General features: G+C 55.1%; 11 protein-coding genes. 4 read left to right on the top strand and 7 right to left on the bottom strand.

What is annotated here, in order from left to right; genetic code table 11:
- Positions 1-68: 68 nt before the first annotated feature.
- The gene (locus tag J5067_RS16860; RefSeq protein ID WP_264644779.1) at positions 69-1,406 is read right to left on the bottom strand and encodes a glucarate dehydratase family protein; all 1,338 of its coding nucleotides are present in this window, start codon (positions 1,404-1,406) and stop codon (positions 69-71) included.
- 510 nt (positions 1,407-1,916) lie between these two features.
- Complete coding sequence (locus J5067_RS16855) at positions 1,917-3,266, bottom strand: MFS transporter (protein WP_264644712.1); 1,350 nt, start codon at positions 3,264-3,266, stop codon at positions 1,917-1,919.
- Positions 3,267-3,827: 561 nt separating this feature from the next.
- Between J5067_RS16855 and garD the strand changes: the two genes are divergently transcribed.
- The 3 genes from garD to J5067_RS16840 all read left to right on the top strand — a co-directional run bounded on the left by garD (position 3,828) and on the right by J5067_RS16840 (position 8,083).
- Positions 3,828-5,402: a galactarate dehydratase gene (garD, locus tag J5067_RS16850; RefSeq protein ID WP_264644711.1), complete on the top strand. Its 1,575-nt coding sequence runs from the start codon at positions 3,828-3,830 to the stop codon at positions 5,400-5,402.
- Positions 5,403-5,943: 541 nt separating this feature from the next.
- A complete protein-coding gene (locus J5067_RS16845; protein WP_264644710.1) occupies positions 5,944-7,479 on the top strand; it encodes a PAS domain-containing methyl-accepting chemotaxis protein in 1,536 nt (511 codons plus the stop codon).
- 256 nt (positions 7,480-7,735) lie between these two features.
- Positions 7,736-8,083 (top strand): FlxA-like family protein, encoded by a 348-nt coding sequence (locus J5067_RS16840; protein WP_264628479.1) that lies wholly within the window; start codon positions 7,736-7,738, stop codon positions 8,081-8,083.
- A gap of 42 nt (positions 8,084-8,125) precedes the next feature.
- Here the strand turns inward: J5067_RS16840 and J5067_RS16835 are convergent, their stop codons facing one another.
- The 5 genes from J5067_RS16835 to J5067_RS16815 form a co-directional block, all read right to left on the bottom strand.
- The gene (locus J5067_RS16835; RefSeq protein ID WP_222158046.1) at positions 8,126-8,341 is read right to left on the bottom strand and encodes a DUF3820 family protein; all 216 of its coding nucleotides are present in this window, start codon (positions 8,339-8,341) and stop codon (positions 8,126-8,128) included.
- Between the two features lie 3 nt (positions 8,342-8,344).
- Entirely contained in the window at positions 8,345-10,375 is a 2,031-nt protein-coding gene (ligA, locus tag J5067_RS16830; RefSeq protein ID WP_264651598.1) for an NAD-dependent DNA ligase LigA, read from the bottom strand.
- Between the two features lie 26 nt (positions 10,376-10,401).
- Positions 10,402-11,835, bottom strand: coding sequence for a bifunctional D-glycero-beta-D-manno-heptose-7-phosphate kinase/D-glycero-beta-D-manno-heptose 1-phosphate adenylyltransferase HldE (hldE, locus tag J5067_RS16825; RefSeq protein WP_264644708.1), 1,434 nt, complete (start codon positions 11,833-11,835; stop codon positions 10,402-10,404).
- An 85-nt stretch (positions 11,836-11,920) separates the two neighbouring features.
- The gene (glnE, locus tag J5067_RS16820) at positions 11,921-14,788 is read right to left on the bottom strand and encodes a bifunctional [glutamate--ammonia ligase]-adenylyl-L-tyrosine phosphorylase/[glutamate--ammonia-ligase] adenylyltransferase (RefSeq protein ID WP_264651597.1); all 2,868 of its coding nucleotides are present in this window, start codon (positions 14,786-14,788) and stop codon (positions 11,921-11,923) included.
- 44 nt (positions 14,789-14,832) lie between these two features.
- Positions 14,833-16,164 (bottom strand): inorganic triphosphatase, encoded by a 1,332-nt coding sequence (locus J5067_RS16815; RefSeq protein WP_264644706.1) that lies wholly within the window; start codon positions 16,162-16,164, stop codon positions 14,833-14,835.
- 251 nt (positions 16,165-16,415) lie between these two features.
- Here J5067_RS16815 and J5067_RS16810 point away from each other — a divergent pair, with 251 nt between their 5' ends.
- On the top strand, positions 16,416-17,036 hold the full coding sequence (locus J5067_RS16810; protein WP_264644705.1) for a TIGR04211 family SH3 domain-containing protein: 621 nt from the start codon (positions 16,416-16,418) through the stop codon (positions 17,034-17,036).
- The last annotated feature ends 36 nt before the right edge of the window (positions 17,037-17,072 follow it).

Raw genomic sequence — 17,072 nt, 5'->3', positions numbered from 1 at the left:
TTTCGGTAGCTGTCTTGATAAGCTTGCTTTACTAAAGCGTTTGCCTGCCCGTTGCGCAGGCCCGTTTATTAACGACCGAAAACGGGACGCTTGCGATCGAATGTCCAGCCGGGAATCAGGTACTGCATGGCCGCCGCATCATTGCGCGCGCCGCTGGGCAGTTTTTTGTGTAACTCATGGGCTTTCATCACTTGCACCATATCCAGCTCAACCCCCAGCCCTGGACGCTCGGGTACGGCAATCTTGCCGTTGACGATCTGTAGCGGCTCTTTGGTCAGATGCTGCCCTTCCTGCCAAATCCAGTGGGTATCAATCGCGGTAGGATTGCCCGGAGCGGCCGCGCCAACGTGGGTAAACATGGCGAGTGACACGTCAAAATGGTTATTGGAGTGGCAGCCCCAGGTCAGGCCCCAATCGTTGCACAGTTGCGCGACGCGCACCGCACCGTGCATGGTCCAGAAATGCGGGTCCGCCAGCGGGATGTCCACGGCTTGCAGCATCACGGCATGGTTCATTTCACGCCAGTTGGTGGCGATCATGTTGGTTGCCACTGGCAGGCCGGTGGCGCGACGGAACTCCGCCATCACCTCACGGCCAGAGAAGCCTTGTTCAGCCCCACAGGGATCTTCGGCATAGGTCAGAATGCCGTTCATGCCTTTGCACAAACGGATGGCCTCATCCAGCAGCCAGGCACCGTTGGGATCGACGGTGATGCGGGCATCCGGGAAGCGTTTTTTCAGCGCCTTCACCGACTCAATCTCTTGTTCGCCCGGCAGTACCCCACCTTTCAGTTTGAAATCTTTGAAACCGTAACGATCGGCAGACGCTTCAGCCAACCGCACAATGGCGTCGCTGTCCATTGCCGCCTGATGGCGCAGGTGATACCACTCGTGCTTGCCGGTTTCCCCCGGCAGATAAGGCAAATCCGTTTTGGTGCGATCGCCGATGTAGAACAGGTAGCCCAGCACCGTGACTTCATCACGCTGTTTGCCCGGCCCAAGCAGCTCGGCAACCGGCACGCCCAGAAACTGTCCTTGTAAATCCAGCAGCGCGGCTTCCAGCGCCGCCACGGCGTTGACCCGCAGTTCAAACGTCCAGGCCCCTTTGCCGAAGGCATCAAAATCAGAGGATTGGTTACCCGTATGCACGTCATGCACCAGACGGTTCATCCGCGCAATCTGTTCACCTTTCACACGGGGGATCGCATCGACCAGCGTGCGATAAATTACCTCGCCGCCTGGTGCTTCGCCCACACCGGTGTGGCCCGCGCTGTCGGTCAACACCACCAGGTTGCGCGTGAAATAGGCACCGTGTGCGCCGCCAATGTTCAACAGCATGCTGTCATAGCCGGCAACCGGGATAACCTTCATGTCGGTAATGACCGGGGTACTCTGGGTGTTATTTATCATCGTGTGTTCCAGCCGAGGTCAGTGTCAGCGCGGAAGAGACAAATTCTCACTACAGGGCAACGTATCTCCGCGCACCGTCGTTGCTCTACTGCATCAAATTATAATGACTGACATGCGCCGGCTCATTGGGCGAGTGCACAACATTTTGTCTCAGGATAATGATTAAATGGTAACTCGGCACAACGCATTGCGAAGTCATTCACGAAATTAGCGTTTATGTGAAGTGGAAATGAAAAATGGCACACCGCCAATGATTAACGCACGTGAAAAATAGCACAGGCGAATAGGTTAATCGCCGCAGTCGTTATTATTTCATTTTTTCTAAAACAAAAAACAGTGAAACCAGAGGAAGCAAAAGATACGCGTAAAAATAAGGTGGGTTATAAGAGAAAAATGGGAGGTAACGTGACGAGGTTAAGCACGCAGGGCGTGCTCATAACGCACAGAGCGGGCATTACGCCCGAAGCGGTACAGGTCAGGCGTTATCCGCCTGACCTGCTGAATATATTACCCTTTGAAAGGTTTCAATTCGATACGCTTGATATCCTGCACAATAAACAGGTAGCTGATAATAGCCACTGCCGCGTGGATACCCACATAAATCAGGCCACCGTTAAAGGAACCGGTCATGCCAATAATATAACCAATCGCAATGGGGGTGACGATACCGGAAATATTACCAAACATATTAAACAGACCGCCGCTCAAACCGCTGATCTCTTTCGGTGCCGTATCCGCCATCACCGCCCAACCGAGCGCGCCGATGCCTTTACCGAAGAACGCCAGCGCCATCACCGCGATAACCACCCACTCCGTCGATACATAGTTACAGATAACCATCGACATGGAGAGCAGCATACCCAGCACGATAGGCGTTTTACGCGCCAGCGTCAGGTTTTGGGTACGACGCATCAGGTAGTCGGAGATCACCCCGCCCAACACCCCGCCGACGAAACCGCAAATGGCCGGCACCGAGGCAACAAAACCGGCTTTGAGAATGGACATGCCTCTGGCCTGTACCAGATACACCGGAAACCAGGTGATAAAGAAGTAGGTCAATGCGTTAATGCAGTACTGGCCGAGATAGACCCCCATCATCATGCGAGAGCCCAACAATTGCTTGATCTGGAACCACTTCTCTTTACCAGGCACTTTGGCTTTGTTGGCCGCCGCATCCATATTGATCAGTGCACCACCGGCTTCGATGTAATCCAGCTCCGCCTGATTCATACCAGGGTGATCTTTTGGATCGTGGATCATTTTCAGCCACAGGAAGCTTATCAGAATACCGAAACCGCCCATGAACCAGAACACGTGCGCCCAACCCACCGCATGCACCAGCCAGCCCATAATGGGGGCGAAGATCACGGTCGCAAAGTACTGTGCAGAGTTGAAGATCGCCACGGCAGTGCCACGCTCTTGCGCCGGGAACCAGGCAGCAACGATACGACTGTTACCGGGGAAAGAGGGCGATTCGCACAGGCCAACCATAAAGCGCAGTGCAAACAAGGAGACTACGATGGCCGACCCCTGGAACAAGTCAACAAAGCCTTGCAGCAAGGTGAACAGTGACCAGGTGAAAATACTCCAGAAGTAAACGCGTTTGGAACCAAAACGGTCAAGCAGCCAGCCGCCGGGGATCTGGCCGATCACATAGGCCCAAGAGAATGCAGAGAAAATATACCCCATCCCCACGGCATCCAGGCCAATTTCCTTGGACATGGCGGAGCCAGCAATCGAGATGGTGGCGCGGTCGCCATAGTTAAATGACGTGACTATAAATAACATCACGACAATCCAGTAGCGGGCGTTTGTTCTCTTTTGTATAGCGCCAGCTGCTGAGCTTACTGTATTCATGATGAACTCCTGCTGTCGATCACGGTTAGTTCATTCATTCTCAATAACGCATTCCTGGAAACAAAATGCCGTAGGGTTATCAGAATGAAAGTGTGGTAAATCACTACTTGTTTAGCCTTTAGGCTTTATATTGCGAACGCTTCAGTGTTGTCACTTTGGAATAGTTAACCGAATCATTCACTCGCCAGAAGATTATAAATTCCGTCAATTGCAGGCTCACTAGCGAAAGGCACAACATTGAAAATCGTTTTTTAAATATGTTGGTGCAGTTGCCCTATCGACTGGGAGGTGTTTCACGAAAATCGGCGATTCGCGCGGTGCGTCACATCGCTGACAACCCCCTCACGCGCCCCCGATAACCCTCACGGGACGATATGTGATAGCACTCACCTCTTCTTGTCCTAACGCCACAGAAAAAACGGGATTGACGGCAAAAAATAGGTCACTTGCATAATGCAACCCCAGAGTGGGGGCTTTATACTCGTTCACGAGCAATGAAGAATTAGCCGACAACGATAGTAACGAACGTTATTTTACAGATCGAGAATAAAGGCTTACATCATGTCAGATAAAAAAGTGACAGATTCCACACTGGAAAAACCGCTTTATATTAAAGTCCACGAATCCGATAATGTTGCTATTGTCGTCAATAATAATGGATTACGTGCTGGCACCCGCTTTTCGGACGGGCTTGAATTAATTGAACATGTTCCTCAAGGGCATAAAGTTGCCCTGAGTGACATTAATAGTGCAGAGGCCATTATTCGTTACGGCGAAATTATTGGTTATGCAATAAGACCGATTGCCCGTGGCAGTTGGATTGATGAATCTCTGGTTGAATTACCGGATGCACCACCGCTGGACACCCTGCCGCTGGCGACCAAAGTGCCCGCGCCGTTACCGCCGCTGGAAGGCTATACCTTCGAGGGTTATCGCAATCCCGATGGCAGCGTGGGCAGTAAAAACCTGCTCGGCATCACCACCAGCGTGCACTGCGTCGCAGGCGTGGTTGACTACGTGGTGAAACTGATCGAACGCGATCTGCTGCCCCGTTATCCGAATGTCGACGGTGTGGTGGCGTTGAACCATCTCTACGGCTGCGGCGTTGCCATTAACGCGCCTGCCGCTGTGGTTCCCATTCGCACCATCCACAATCTGGCGTTGAACCCCAATTTTGGCGGCGAAGTGCTGATCGTCGGACTGGGCTGCGAAAAATTGCAACCTGAACGTCTGCTGGAAGGCACCCCCGATGTGCACGCCATCTCGCTGGATGACACCAGCATTGTGCGTTTGCAAGATGAGCACCATGTGGGGTTCCAGTCGATGGTCGATGACATTCTCACCATGGCGGATCGCCACCTGCAACGCCTTAACCTGCGCCGTCGGGAAACCTGCCCGGCTTCTGAGCTGGTGGTGGGAATGCAGTGCGGGGGCAGCGATGCCTTCTCCGGCGTAACAGCCAACCCGGCGGTGGGTTATGCCTCAGACTTGCTGGTGCGCTGTGGCGCTACCGTGATGTTCTCGGAGGTCACCGAAGTGCGCGATGCCATCCACCTTCTCACCCCGCGCGCCGCGACCGAAGAAGTGGGTCGTCGTCTGCTTGAAGAGATGGCCTGGTATGACAATTATCTGGATACCGGTAAAACCGATCGCAGCGCCAATCCCTCCCCCGGTAATAAAAAGGGCGGGCTGGCGAACGTGGTCGAAAAAGCCCTCGGCTCCATCGCCAAATCGGGCCAAAGCGCCATTTCCGAAGTGCTCTCTCCGGGGCAGCGCCCGACCAAACGCGGGTTGATCTACGCGGCAACGCCAGCCAGCGATTTTGTGTGTGGCACCCAGCAGTTAGCCTCAGGCATTACCGTGCAGGTCTTCACCACTGGTCGCGGCACACCGTATGGCCTGTTAGCCGTGCCCGTGATCAAAATGGCGACCCGCACCGCATTAGCGGAAAGATGGCATGATTTGATGGACATCAATGCAGGCACGATCGCTACTGGCGATGCCACCATCGAACAGGTTGGCTGGGAGCTGTTCCATTTTATCCTTGATATTGCCAGCGGAAGAAAGAAAACCTGGTCAGATCAATGGGGCCTGCACAACGCACTGGCGGTATTCAATCCCGCGCCTGTAACTTGATAAATAACCTTTTTTTAAATTCCGCCGGGCAATTTATCATTGCCCGGCGTTTATTTTTTTATTCTATGGTTCACTCATTCTTTCTGTTTATCCGGTAACCCTTTCGAGGGATTATAAGATTTTTCCCACGAATAGCGCCCCTCATTTTATTTACAAATTTGAACAAATTTGCAAACCACGGTAACAACTCAGCCTTTCATTCCATCCTATACTTTCACATGAAATTATTATAACCGGATGTTTTAACTCATTATATTCACTGGGTTTTATATTTAAAAAAGTGCTATTTAAAAACGAATGAATTGACAGCATCCTCAGCAACATCATAAATTTACACGCTCTGATGTCTTCGTGTTCAAATTCGAACGCGGGATTGTTGCACCCCGCGCCCACAGTGACGTGGCAAACGTCATCAGTGTGAAGTTATTACATTTTTATGATCATTAGAGCAGTGACATAAATTAATAACCTTTAATTTTGCATGCCTTTAACCGGGCGTGAATTTATTAACACAGCACCATAATTGCACCAGGGGTTCCAAATGAGGGTCAATACGCCTGTTACGCAACAGGAGTATCTGTTGGACGTGGACACAACCTTGATGTCCACCACTGATACTCAAAGTTACATTACCTACGCCAACTCCGCGTTTATCCGCGTCAGCGGTTACGCCGAAGATGAACTTATCACCCAGCCCCACAACGTGGTGCGTCACCCTGATATGCCCGTCGAAGCGTTTGCCGATATGTGGTACACCCTGCAACAAGGCGATAGCTGGACCGGGCTGGTAAAAAACCGACGTAAAAACGGCGACCATTACTGGGTTCGCGCCAACGTCACGCCGGTTTATCATAACAATCAGTTGAGCGGCTATATTTCCGTGCGCAACACGCCCAGCGCGGAAGAGATCAAATTTGTCGAACCCCTGTACGAAGCCGTACAGCAAAAGCAGGCAGGCAGCCGCGCCTTTTATAAGGGATTGGTGGTTCGCACCGGGTTATTTTCCCCGCTCTCCGTGCTGCAAAAAATCTCCGTGCGCTGGCGCATCCGTTGCCCGCTGTTTATCGCGGCGCTGGCACCCGTTCTGCTCGCCTATCTCGGCCTCGATCCGGTCTGGTCAGCGCTGGCGGCGGTCATCCTGTTTCTGTTGATGGATGCCTTTTTACAAAGCCAAATCAGTCGCCCGCTGAAAACCATGCAGAGACAAGCGCAGAATGTGGTTTCCGGGCGCAAGACATCACACGTTCATTTTAACCGCGTGGATGAGATAGGCCTGTTGATGCGTTCCATTAACCAGTTTGGCCTCAATCTTCACTCGCTGGTGGATGACGTTGGTACGCAGGTGCAAGGCATGACCGACGTGAGTCAGCGCCTGACGGAGAACAATGCGTCACTCAATGCCCGTACCGAAGAGACCTCAGCCAACCTGCAACAAACTGCTGCTGCGATTGAAGAAATCACCGTTGCGGTACAGCAAAGCGCCGAAACCGCGATTCAGGCCACCGGCATGGCGGAAGCTGCCAGCCAAACGGCGCAAAAAGGCGGTGATATCATGGGCGAAACCATTGGTATGATGGAATCCATCTCCAAGGCGAGCGATAAGATCGTCGATATTATCGGCGTGATCGACAGCATTGCGTTTCAAACCAATATCCTCGCACTCAACGCGGCGGTAGAAGCCGCCAGAGCGGGTGTGCAAGGGCGCGGTTTTGCCGTGGTCGCTGCCGAAGTACGCAACCTGGCCCAACACTCCGCATCCGCCGCCAAAGAGATCAAAACGCTGATCGATGCCAACGTCGCAAGCGTGGAGTCAGGCGGTAAAATGGTGGAAAACGCGGGCAAACACATTGCGGATATCGTCAGCGAAGTGCTGCAAGTCTCTACCATGATCAAAGAGATCAGCAACGCCACGCAAGAGCAAACGCAGGCGTTGGGATTGATTAACCAATCCATCGCCCAAATCGAAATCATGACCCAAAGCAATACCGAAATGGTGGTGCAATCGACTGATACGGCAGAAAGTTTAAACCGTCAGGCTCAGCGACTCACCAACGCCATCAATGTGTATGGCAGTTGATTAACCGCGTTTTATCGTCAGCATACGGCCGGGAATAAGGATAATTCCCTCGCCGTGCGCCCACCTCCCCCTTCTTTATTTTTCGCCCAAATCCCCTCATTTTGTCGTCCAAACCGGCAAAAACATATTTGGTTACATTTACTGTAACAAACCTGATCCTATCGTTCTGTATCCAAACAAAAAGCCTGTGAAGCAAGGGGAGATAGACGTCGATACTCTATGGGCACACTCAGTGCCGCAATGACAAGGAGAAAAAATGACCAGTATCAGCGCAGTGTCGTCTGCTACGAGCAGCAGCGCGAGTTCAGGTTCAAGCAACGAGCAGCAAATTTCCCGTCTCAATCAGCAGATTCAAAAGCTGACGCAGCAGTCCAAAGAGCTCTCTTCCTCCGCAGAGAAAGCCTCTACGGATGAAGAAAAAGCCAGCCTGCAAAAGCAGCAGCAATTGATTCAGTCACAGATTCAGGCACTTCAAGCGCAAATTGCCCAGTTGCAGAACGAGTCATCGGAGAGTAAACAGCAGCAGGCGGTATCCACGTCTACTGCCAAAGAGGAAGGCGTTAACAAGCCAACCGCAGAGAATAAAATCAACATCTACGTGTAGCCGTTTAGTCACACGCGCAGCACCGCAAGCGCGGTGCTGCTTCTAACGCTGCTTGAGCGGCGTTACCAGCCCTTGCAGCCCTTCAATCTTGATAGTCAGCGTCAGTTGCATCAAATCGCCCAGCCGCCCTTTGGGAAACGAATCCTTGCGGGCAAACCACAGCAAATACTCCTCGGGCAAATCGATCAGTACACGGCCCTGATACTTGCCAAACGGCATCTGTTGGGTGGCAATAGCGATCAAATCCTCTTTTTCCATCGGTCAGACTCCGAGCAGGCGGATCATCTCAGCTTCATCAATCACCGGGATATTCAGTTCTTGTGCTTTGGCCAGCTTGGAGCCCGCCGCTTCCCCGGCAATCACCATATCGGTTTTCTTGGACACGCTGCCGCTCACTTTCGCCCCCAACGCCGTCAGGCGATCCTTGGCTTCATCACGGGATAGCTGGCTCAGCGACCCCGTCAGCACAATGGTCTTGCCGGCAAACGGGTTATCGAGCGTGGCGACATCCACCTTTTCGATTGCCGGCCAGTGAATATTGATGCCCTCAGGATCGATAAGCTCGCGAATCACTTGCTGATTGTGCGCTTCCTGCAAGAAATGGCGCACATGCTTCGCCACCACCGGTCCCACATCCGCCACCTCCAGCAGCGCGTCTTCATCCGCCGCAAACAGGTTCTCCAGCGTGGCAAAATGCTGCGCCAGGTTGGCCGCCGTCGCTTCGCCCACGTCACGAATACCCAACGCAAACAGGAAACGGGCAAAGGTGGTAAATTTGGCTTTTTGCAGCGCATTGACCAGATTCTGCGCCGATTTCGGCCCCATACGATCCAGCCCGGTCAGGATGCCAGCCGTGAGGGTGAACAGGTCGGCAGGCGTTTTGACGTACTCTTTTTCCACCAGTTGATCGATAACTTTGTCGCCCATGCCTTCCACGTCCAGCGCACGGCGGGAAACAAAGTGCTTTAACGCTTCCTTACGCTGAGCACCACAAATCAAGCCGCCGGTACAGCGCGTCACGACTTCCCCTTCAACGCGCTCCACGTCGGAACCGCACACCGGGCATTGCTCAGGAAAATCGATAGGACGCGCATCGGCAGGTCGCTCTGCTTCCACCACGCCAACAATCTGCGGAATCACATCGCCTGCGCGGCGCACGATAACGCGATCGCCAATCTGGATGCCAAGACGTTCAATTTCATCGCGGTTGTGCAAGGTGGCATTACTTACCATCACCCCGGCAACGGCAACCGGCTCAAGGCGCGCCACCGGCGTAATGGCACCGGTGCGCCCTACCTGGAAATCAACGCCGTGCAGCCAGGTCAGTTGTTCCTGCGCCGGGAATTTAAAGGCTACCGCCCAGCGCGGCGCGCGCGCCACAAACCCGAGTCGCTCTTGCAATGCCAGATCGTCAACTTTGACCACCACGCCGTCAATATCGAAGCCGAGCGTAGCGCGTTCCTGTTCTACCTGACGATAAAATGCCAGCACGTCCGCACTGCCAGTGCATAAACGGATACGATCGCTGACCGGCAATCCCCAGGCTTTAAATTGCTTCAGGCGTGCCAAATGGCTGTCTGGCAGAGTTCCGCCTTCCAATAGGCCAACGCCGTAGCAGAAAAAGGTCAGGGGACGTTTGGCCGTAATACGCGGATCGAGCTGACGCAACGATCCCGCTGCCGCATTGCGCGGATTGGCAAAAATCTTGCCGCCGGTACGTCGCGCTTCATCATTCATCTTTTCAAAGCCGCGGTGTTTCATAAACACTTCGCCGCGCACTTCTACGCGTGCAGGAATGTTGTCACCGTGCAACCGCAGCGGAATGGCAGCGATGGTACGGATATTGGCGGTAATGTTTTCCCCGGTACTGCCATCGCCGCGCGTGGCCGCCTGCACCAACAGGCCGTTTTCATACAGCAGGCTTACCGCCAACCCATCGAGCTTCAGCTCACAGCAGAAGGTCAGTTCCTCACCGCTTTTCAGGCGATCCTGAACGCGTTTGTAGAACGCCAGATAGCTTTCATCATCGAACACATTATCCAACGACAGCATTGGCACCTCATGGCGCACGGTGTCGAACGCCGATAACGGTGCCGCACCAACGCGCTGCGTCGGTGAATCCGACGTAATCAGCTCAGGATGCTCTGCTTCGATCGCCTTAAGCTCATTCATCAGGCGGTCGTATTCCACATCGGGAATTTCCGGCGCATCTTCAACGTGATAGAGGTATTCGTGGTGGCGCAATTGCGCGTGCAGCTCAGCCACACGCGATGTCAGATGTTCAACTGTCACTGGATGGTTACCCGTACTCTTTTGGTTTATCGCGGCGTATTCGCTTTGATGGCATTAATAATGTTAGTGGTAGAACAGCCATCTTCAAAGTTCAGCACCTGTACGTCACCACCGTTGGCCCACACTTCTTTACTGCCAGCGATATCTTCCGGCTTGTAGTCACCGCCTTTGACCAGAATATCCGGCAGAATGCCAGCGATCAGGCGCTGCGGCGTATCTTCTTCAAACGGCACCACCCAGTCCACTGCGCCGAGCGCGCTTAACACCGCCATACGTTGCGCCAGGGCATTGACCGGACGCGTAGGGCCTTTTAAGCGGCTGGTGGAGTCATCGCTGTTTACCGCCACAATCAAGCGATCGCCCAGTTTGCGCGCGTTCGCCAGATAAGAGACGTGACCGGCATGCAGAATATCGAACACGCCGTTGGTCATGACAATTTTTTCACCGCGCAGACGCGCCTGCGCGACGGCTGCTTTCAGTTGCGCTTCATCCATCGCACCAAAACCGCTGTCAGCGCGGCCACGAATGGCATTTTCCAGCTCGATGGGCGTAACGGTAGAGGTTCCCAACTTGCCCACTACCACACCGGCCGCGGCGTTTGCCAGGAAACAGGCATCTTCCAGTGAATTGCCCGCCGCCAGCGCCGCCGCCAATACGCCAATCACGGTATCGCCTGCACCGGTCACATCGTAGACTTCCTGCGCCTGCGTCGGCAGATTCAGCGGCGCTTTGCCCGGCTGAAGCAGCGTCATACCCTGTTCGGAACGGGTGATCAGCAGGGCGGAAAGGGCAAAATCGGCAATCATTTTCTCGCCGCGCGCCACCAGCTCTTCTTCGGTTTTACTGCGTCCGGCAACCGCTTCGAACTCGGACAGGTTCGGGGTCAGCAAGGTGGCACCGCGATAGCGCGCAAAATCGGTCCCTTTCGGGTCAATCAGTACCGGCACGCCCGCCGCGTTGGCGGTTTGGATCATCGCCTGCACATGGGCCAGTGCGCCTTTTGCGTAGTCAGACAGCACCAGCGCGCCGATTTTCGGCAACGCCTGGGCAATGCGCTCCAACATCGGCTGCGGATCAACCCCGTCAAAGCCTTCTTCGAAATCAAGGCGAATCAACTGCTGGTTGCGCGACAGCACGCGCAGCTTGGTGATGGTCGGGTGCGTCGGCACCGAAACAAAATCACATTTGACGTTCACGTCGCTCAGCTTGGCGCTCAGCGCGCGCGCGGCATCATCAATGCCCGTCAGCCCGACCAGACGGGAGTTGGCACCCAGCGCCGCAATATTCATGGCAACGTTGGCAGCACCGCCGGGACGTTCTTCAATGGTATCGACTTTGACTACCGGTACAGGCGCTTCTGGCGAAATACGGCTGGTAGGGCCGTACCAGTAGCGATCCAGCATCACATCCCCAACCACCAGCACGCCAGCCTGACGAAAATCAGGTAATGAAACTTTCATGCACCTACTCCAAGATGTTTTTTGTCATACAGTTGGCCGCGATAATAGCACAGCCCCCGCAGCCCTTCGAAACAACATTCGTTGCCTACTGCGCCCCGGCACCGAGCCATTTTTCCCAGCTGGTTTTCACCTGTTGACGCTCAGACAAAAAGCTTTCAACGCTGACACGTGCCGACTGTTCCTGCAACGCCAGATGGTGCAACTCGTCGCGCAGGGTGATATATGCCAGTGTCAAAGCCCGCGCTTCTTCCTCGTCCATCACGCCGCTCTGGGCCATCAGTTCCAGAATGCGCACGTTATCAGACCAGCGTGTCAGACGCGGCTCCTGTACCGCATAACGTAGCACCAGATACTGCACGATAAATTCGATATCGGTGATACCGCCCTCGTCGGTTTTGAGATCAAACAGCGCAGGGTCTTTATTGGCCAGATGCTGGCGCATCTTCTCGCGCATTTCGCGCACTTCGGCACGCAGCGTCTCGGGCTCCCGTTCCTGACATAAAATCTGACGCCGTATCGCCTCAAACTGCGCCTGTACGCCATGCTCGCCATACACCATGCGCGCACGCACCAGCGCCTGATGTTCCCAGGTCCAGGCTTCATGTTGTTGATAATCGCCGAAAGCGCCGACGGTGCTGACCAGCATTCCCGCCGCTCCAGACGGGCGCAGGCGGGCATCAACCTCGTACAGGATGCCCGATGAGGTACGCGTGCTAAACAGGTGCATCACACGCTGCGCCAGACGGAGGTAGAACTGGCGGCCATCGATGCTGCGTTCACCGTCAGTCATTACCTCATCCGGACAGTCCAGCAGAAACACCAGATCGAGATCGGAGCTGTAGCCCAGCTCCCAGCCGCCCAGTTTGCCGTAACCAATCACCGCAAAGCCGCGTCCTTCGCGCTGGTGCAGATGCGTCGGTTGCCCATAGCGCGCCACCATTTGCGTCCAGGCTTGTTGCACCACGGCGGCGATGATGGCTTCCGCCAGATAGGTTAAGTGATCGCTCACTTTCATCACCGGCAGCACGCCCGCGATGTCGCCTGCGGCAATGCGCAACTGCTGCGCCTGTTTGAACTGCCGCACCGCTTCCAGTTGCTGCTCTTCGTCTTCCTCTGGCACGCGCATCAGGTATTGGCGCAGTTCATCGTGATAGGCTTCCGGCGCCAGCGGGTGATAGAGCGTCGCCGGGTCGAGCAGTTCATCCAGCAGCAGCGGATAACGCGCCAACTGGCTCGCCACCATCGGCGACGCGGCGCACAGGCGCACCAATTGAATCAACGCGGGGCGCGATTCCAGCAACAGCTCCAGATAGGTGGTGCGCGTCACGATGCCGAGCAACAACGGCGTCAGGCGCGGCAAAATATGTTCCGCCTGCTTGTGAGCACACACTTCAGCCAGCAGCAGCGGCATAAGGTGATCGAGCACATCACGCCCGCGTGGGCCAATGGTGCGTTTGACCAAATCATGACGAAAATCGGTGATGGCGCGCAGCAACGCATTACGCGCACCGTCGCTGAGCGTCGGCATCAACGCGCCCATATCTACCTCATCGGGCGCGTCCAACCATACGCTGTTGTAACCGCTGCACTCCGGTGCATCCTGCCCGTCCTGCGCATCATCGCCAATCAGGTCGTTAAACACCCGGCGCACCGCCAGCATATGGTTTTGTAAGGCATCATACAGTGTATCCCAACCATCAAACCCCATGCCCCACGCCAGACGCTGCTGATTCAACGCCTCTTGCGGCAAGGTTTGCGTCTGCTCATCGGCAATCGCCTGCAACAGGTTTTCCAGCCGCCGCAAAAACAGATAGGCATTGCTCAGTTCGTCCACCTGCTGCGGCGAGAGCAGGCCCAGGCTACCGGTGTGCTGCAACGTCGGCAGCAGTTCCCGGCCTTGCAGCCCCGGTTCACGTCCACCGCGGATCAGTTGGAAAACCTGGGTGATAAACTCAATTTCGCGAATACCGCCCGCGCCCAGCTTGATGTTGTTACGCAGGTCGCGTCGCCGCACTTCGCGGGCAATCATGCCCTTCATGTTACGCAGCGATTGGATCACGCTGAAATCGATATAGCGGCGGAACACAAACGGGCGCAGCAGCGCGCGCAGCTCCTGGCTGTAGACATCCTCCATGCCGCCCATCAGACGCGCTTTCACCATCGCATAGCGTTCCCAATCGCGCCCCTGCTCCTGATAATACTCTTCCATCGCGGCGAAACTGAGCACCAGCGGACCGCTGTCGCCAAACGGCCGTAAACGCATATCAACACGGTAGACAAAGCCGTCCACGGTCATCTGATCCAGCGCTTTAATCAGACGCTGCCCGAGCCGGGTAAAGAATTGCCCGTTATCCAGCTCGCGCCGTCCCCCGCGCGTTTGGCCGTTTTCCGGATAGACAAAAATCAGGTCGATATCAGAGGAGAAGTTCAGCTCACCGCCCCCCAGCTTGCCCATGCCCAATATCAGCAGTGGCTGCGGCTCTCCTTGCGCGTTACTGGGCGTGCCCCACTCGCGGCAGCAAGCGTCATACAGCCAGCCGCGTGCCGCCACAATCAATGTCTCGGCCAATTCGCTCAGTTGACGCAGCGTTTGCGGCGTGGTGCTGGTGGCGAGCGCCTGCGACCAGGCAATACGCACCAGCATCCGGCGACGAAACTCACGCAACACGCGCATCAGCGTCGCCTCATCGCCTACCTCCTCCAGCGCCTGTGCCAGCCATTGCCCGTAGTGTTGCCACTCCTCCGGCTGCGGCGACTGCTGGTGCAATGCCTCCCACCAGTCGGGGTAGCGCGCCAGCGCCTCGCTGACAAAGTCACTGGAGGCCAATACGGCCAGATCCTCTGACGCGATGGACGCGGGGAGCGTCATGGTCTCTTGCAGGCGGGATAACACACGCTGCGCCTGCTCCGCCAGCAGCGGCGGCAACGCAGAGGAGAAGGGCGAATTCGACATGGCAACTCCCTGATAATCCCGGCGTGCCGGGAAGCAATAACACGTTACGCGCTGGCGCTGCTTAGCCAGTACGCCGTTTGTTCCACCGCCTGGCGGCGCGTAGTTTCCAGCACGCTGTCCACGCCCGAAGCAGGGAGGTGCCTGATACCGTGCTCTACCGCGCGCCACGACGCGATAAAGGATTCGACGGTGGCTTCCGGATAGGCACAGGAGAGCAGCAGGAACGCATTGATGTTGCGTTGCAAACGCGCCAACTGTTGCTGGTAGTGATCCGCATCCAGCGGGTGACTGAATACGGAGCGCAATTCCGCCATGGCGCGATCCAGCATCACGTCACAAAAGCGTTTATAAGAGCCCATTAAGCGCATGCGGCTTTTGTTATCCATATGCTCACGCCAACTGCTGTTAATCAGCCATGAGGTAAGCACTAACTTACTATTCAGGTAGTTGGCGTCATAACACACCTTCTCGGCGTCAGTTTCACGTTCAACCTGCTCTTCCAGATGGGTGAGTGCAGCGCGGAACAGCGTGGTCACTTTGCGCGGCACCACGCCGCCCACCAGCACCAGCATTTCACGCATCAGAGCACCGGCTTCCAGCAGTTGTAAACGCGCCTTACGTTCACCGCGAGCCCACAACTCTTCATGGTATTGCCAGTGGGCCAGCGCATGCTCCAGCGCAGCGCCAATAGCCTGATCGATGGTGCTCTTGGCAGGCAGAGCCAGCATGCGCAGCGCACGGCACTCGCGCGGCACCGCGCCTTGGGCCAAATGATAACCTCGGGCCGCTTTGCTCAGGCTTCCCTGGCGCATTCCGCCCCACTCGGCCAGTTCTTGCGACAGCGCCAGCAGATCGTCGGTTTGCCCGGATTTCAGCTCCATCTCCAGTTCCAGAATGGGCTCGCTCAGCTCACCGGCAACCACATCGCCCTGGTCAAAGGCAATTTCAATCAGGCTTTGGTGATAAGCGATAACCCATTTCTCACGCTGGAAATGGGTGCTGAACAACGGATGCAGCGCCTGCGCCAGCGCGTCGACATCGCACTCAGGCGGCCAAACGTCTGCGGGCAGCAAGCGGATATCCAGATTGGCATCCGCCATCGGCACATTATATTCCGGATGCTGGTGCAACCCGCCAATCACCGTACCTGCGGTTTTCAGCGTCATTTCGTGCTGGCCGTTTTCACCGCGCACACGCAGCCCCATACCGAGCTGACGCAAGGTGTTATCCGCCGTTTCATAGTAGGTGTTGCTGAGCAACCGCCCTTCCAGATGCTCGCTGTGGCTGTAGTCGGTTTGCCAGGCCGTCAGCTTGCGCGGCAGCGTGGCGGCCATGTCCGGGTGCACAATAAACTTCAGTTCGATCTCTTCACTCATCATCATTTCAATCTAAAAAGCATGACCCTGCGGGTCGGATGCTGACAACCCTTCATCAGCGACGGAAAATACGGATACTTGCTATATTACACCACCTTACCCGTAACATCTGCGGCAGAAAAAACGCACCGGGCAGTAATGTCAGGTAAAGCAGCATGGGTAATAGGAGTGTTCTCATTTCGGTTTACCCATTGCCTCGTCAGACTTATGCCTCTACTATCACCCAACCATTCGCGCAACATGATGAAATTATGAAGAAATTAGGCCTCGTTTGTTTCACCTTTGCCAGCCTCACATTCAGTTGGGCGAGTCATGCAGAAGATAAACGCTACATCTCCGATGAGCTATCAACCTATGTTCATACCGGACCTGGCACCCAGTATCGCATCATTGGCACGCTCAATGCCGGTGAGGAAGTCACCGTGCTCAGCGTGAATGAAAACGCCGGTTATGCCCAAATTCGCGATGCCAAAGATCGCACCAGTTGGTTGCCGCTGAATCAACTGAGCCAAACCCCCAGCCTGCGCCTGCGCGTGCCGGAACTGGAAAAAAAGGTTTCCGATCTTACTGCGCGGTTAGGCAATATCGATCAGGAATGGAACCAACGCACCGCCGATATGCAGCAGAAAGTGTCTGCCAGCGACAATATCATCACCGCGCTGCGTAACGAAAATCAGGATTTAAAAAATCAGCTGATTGTCGCGCAAAAGAAGGTCGATGCTGCCAATGTGCAACTGGATGACAAGCAACGGGAAATCATTTTGCAATGGTTCCTGTACGGCGGCGGCGTGGCGGGCATTGGCTTGCTGATCGGTTTGCTGCTGCCACACTTGATCCCCAGCAGAAAGAAAAACGATCGCTGGATGCGCTAAGGCGTCAGCCACGTCATGAATCACATTGGACTGCGG

The organism is Candidatus Symbiopectobacterium sp. NZEC151, assembly GCF_025962655.1.
Lineage (GTDB): Bacteria > Pseudomonadota > Gammaproteobacteria > Enterobacterales > Enterobacteriaceae > Symbiopectobacterium.
Note: the sequence above shows the minus strand (reverse complement) of the source record. Positions and strands in the feature narration are given on the sequence as shown.

What these genes read in the sequence shown, in the direction of transcription:
- J5067_RS16855 (WP_264644712.1), bottom strand. Translation starts at nt 3,266, where the DNA reads ATGAATACAGTAAGCTCAGCAGCTGGCGCTATACAAAAGAGAACAAAC.
- garD (WP_264644711.1), top strand. Translation starts at nt 3,828, where the DNA reads ATGTCAGATAAAAAAGTGACAGATTCCACACTGGAAAAACCGCTTTAT.
- J5067_RS16845 (WP_264644710.1), top strand. Translation starts at nt 5,944, where the DNA reads ATGAGGGTCAATACGCCTGTTACGCAACAGGAGTATCTGTTGGACGTG.
- J5067_RS16840 (WP_264628479.1), top strand. Translation starts at nt 7,736, where the DNA reads ATGACCAGTATCAGCGCAGTGTCGTCTGCTACGAGCAGCAGCGCGAGT.
- J5067_RS16835 (WP_222158046.1), bottom strand. Translation starts at nt 8,341, where the DNA reads ATGGAAAAAGAGGATTTGATCGCTATTGCCACCCAACAGATGCCGTTT.
- hldE (WP_264644708.1), bottom strand. Translation starts at nt 11,835, where the DNA reads ATGAAAGTTTCATTACCTGATTTTCGTCAGGCTGGCGTGCTGGTGGTT.
- glnE (WP_264651597.1), bottom strand. Translation starts at nt 14,788, where the DNA reads ATGTCGAATTCGCCCTTCTCCTCTGCGTTGCCGCCGCTGCTGGCGGAG.
- J5067_RS16815 (WP_264644706.1), bottom strand. Translation starts at nt 16,164, where the DNA reads ATGAGTGAAGAGATCGAACTGAAGTTTATTGTGCACCCGGACATGGCC.
- J5067_RS16810 (WP_264644705.1), top strand. Translation starts at nt 16,416, where the DNA reads ATGAAGAAATTAGGCCTCGTTTGTTTCACCTTTGCCAGCCTCACATTC.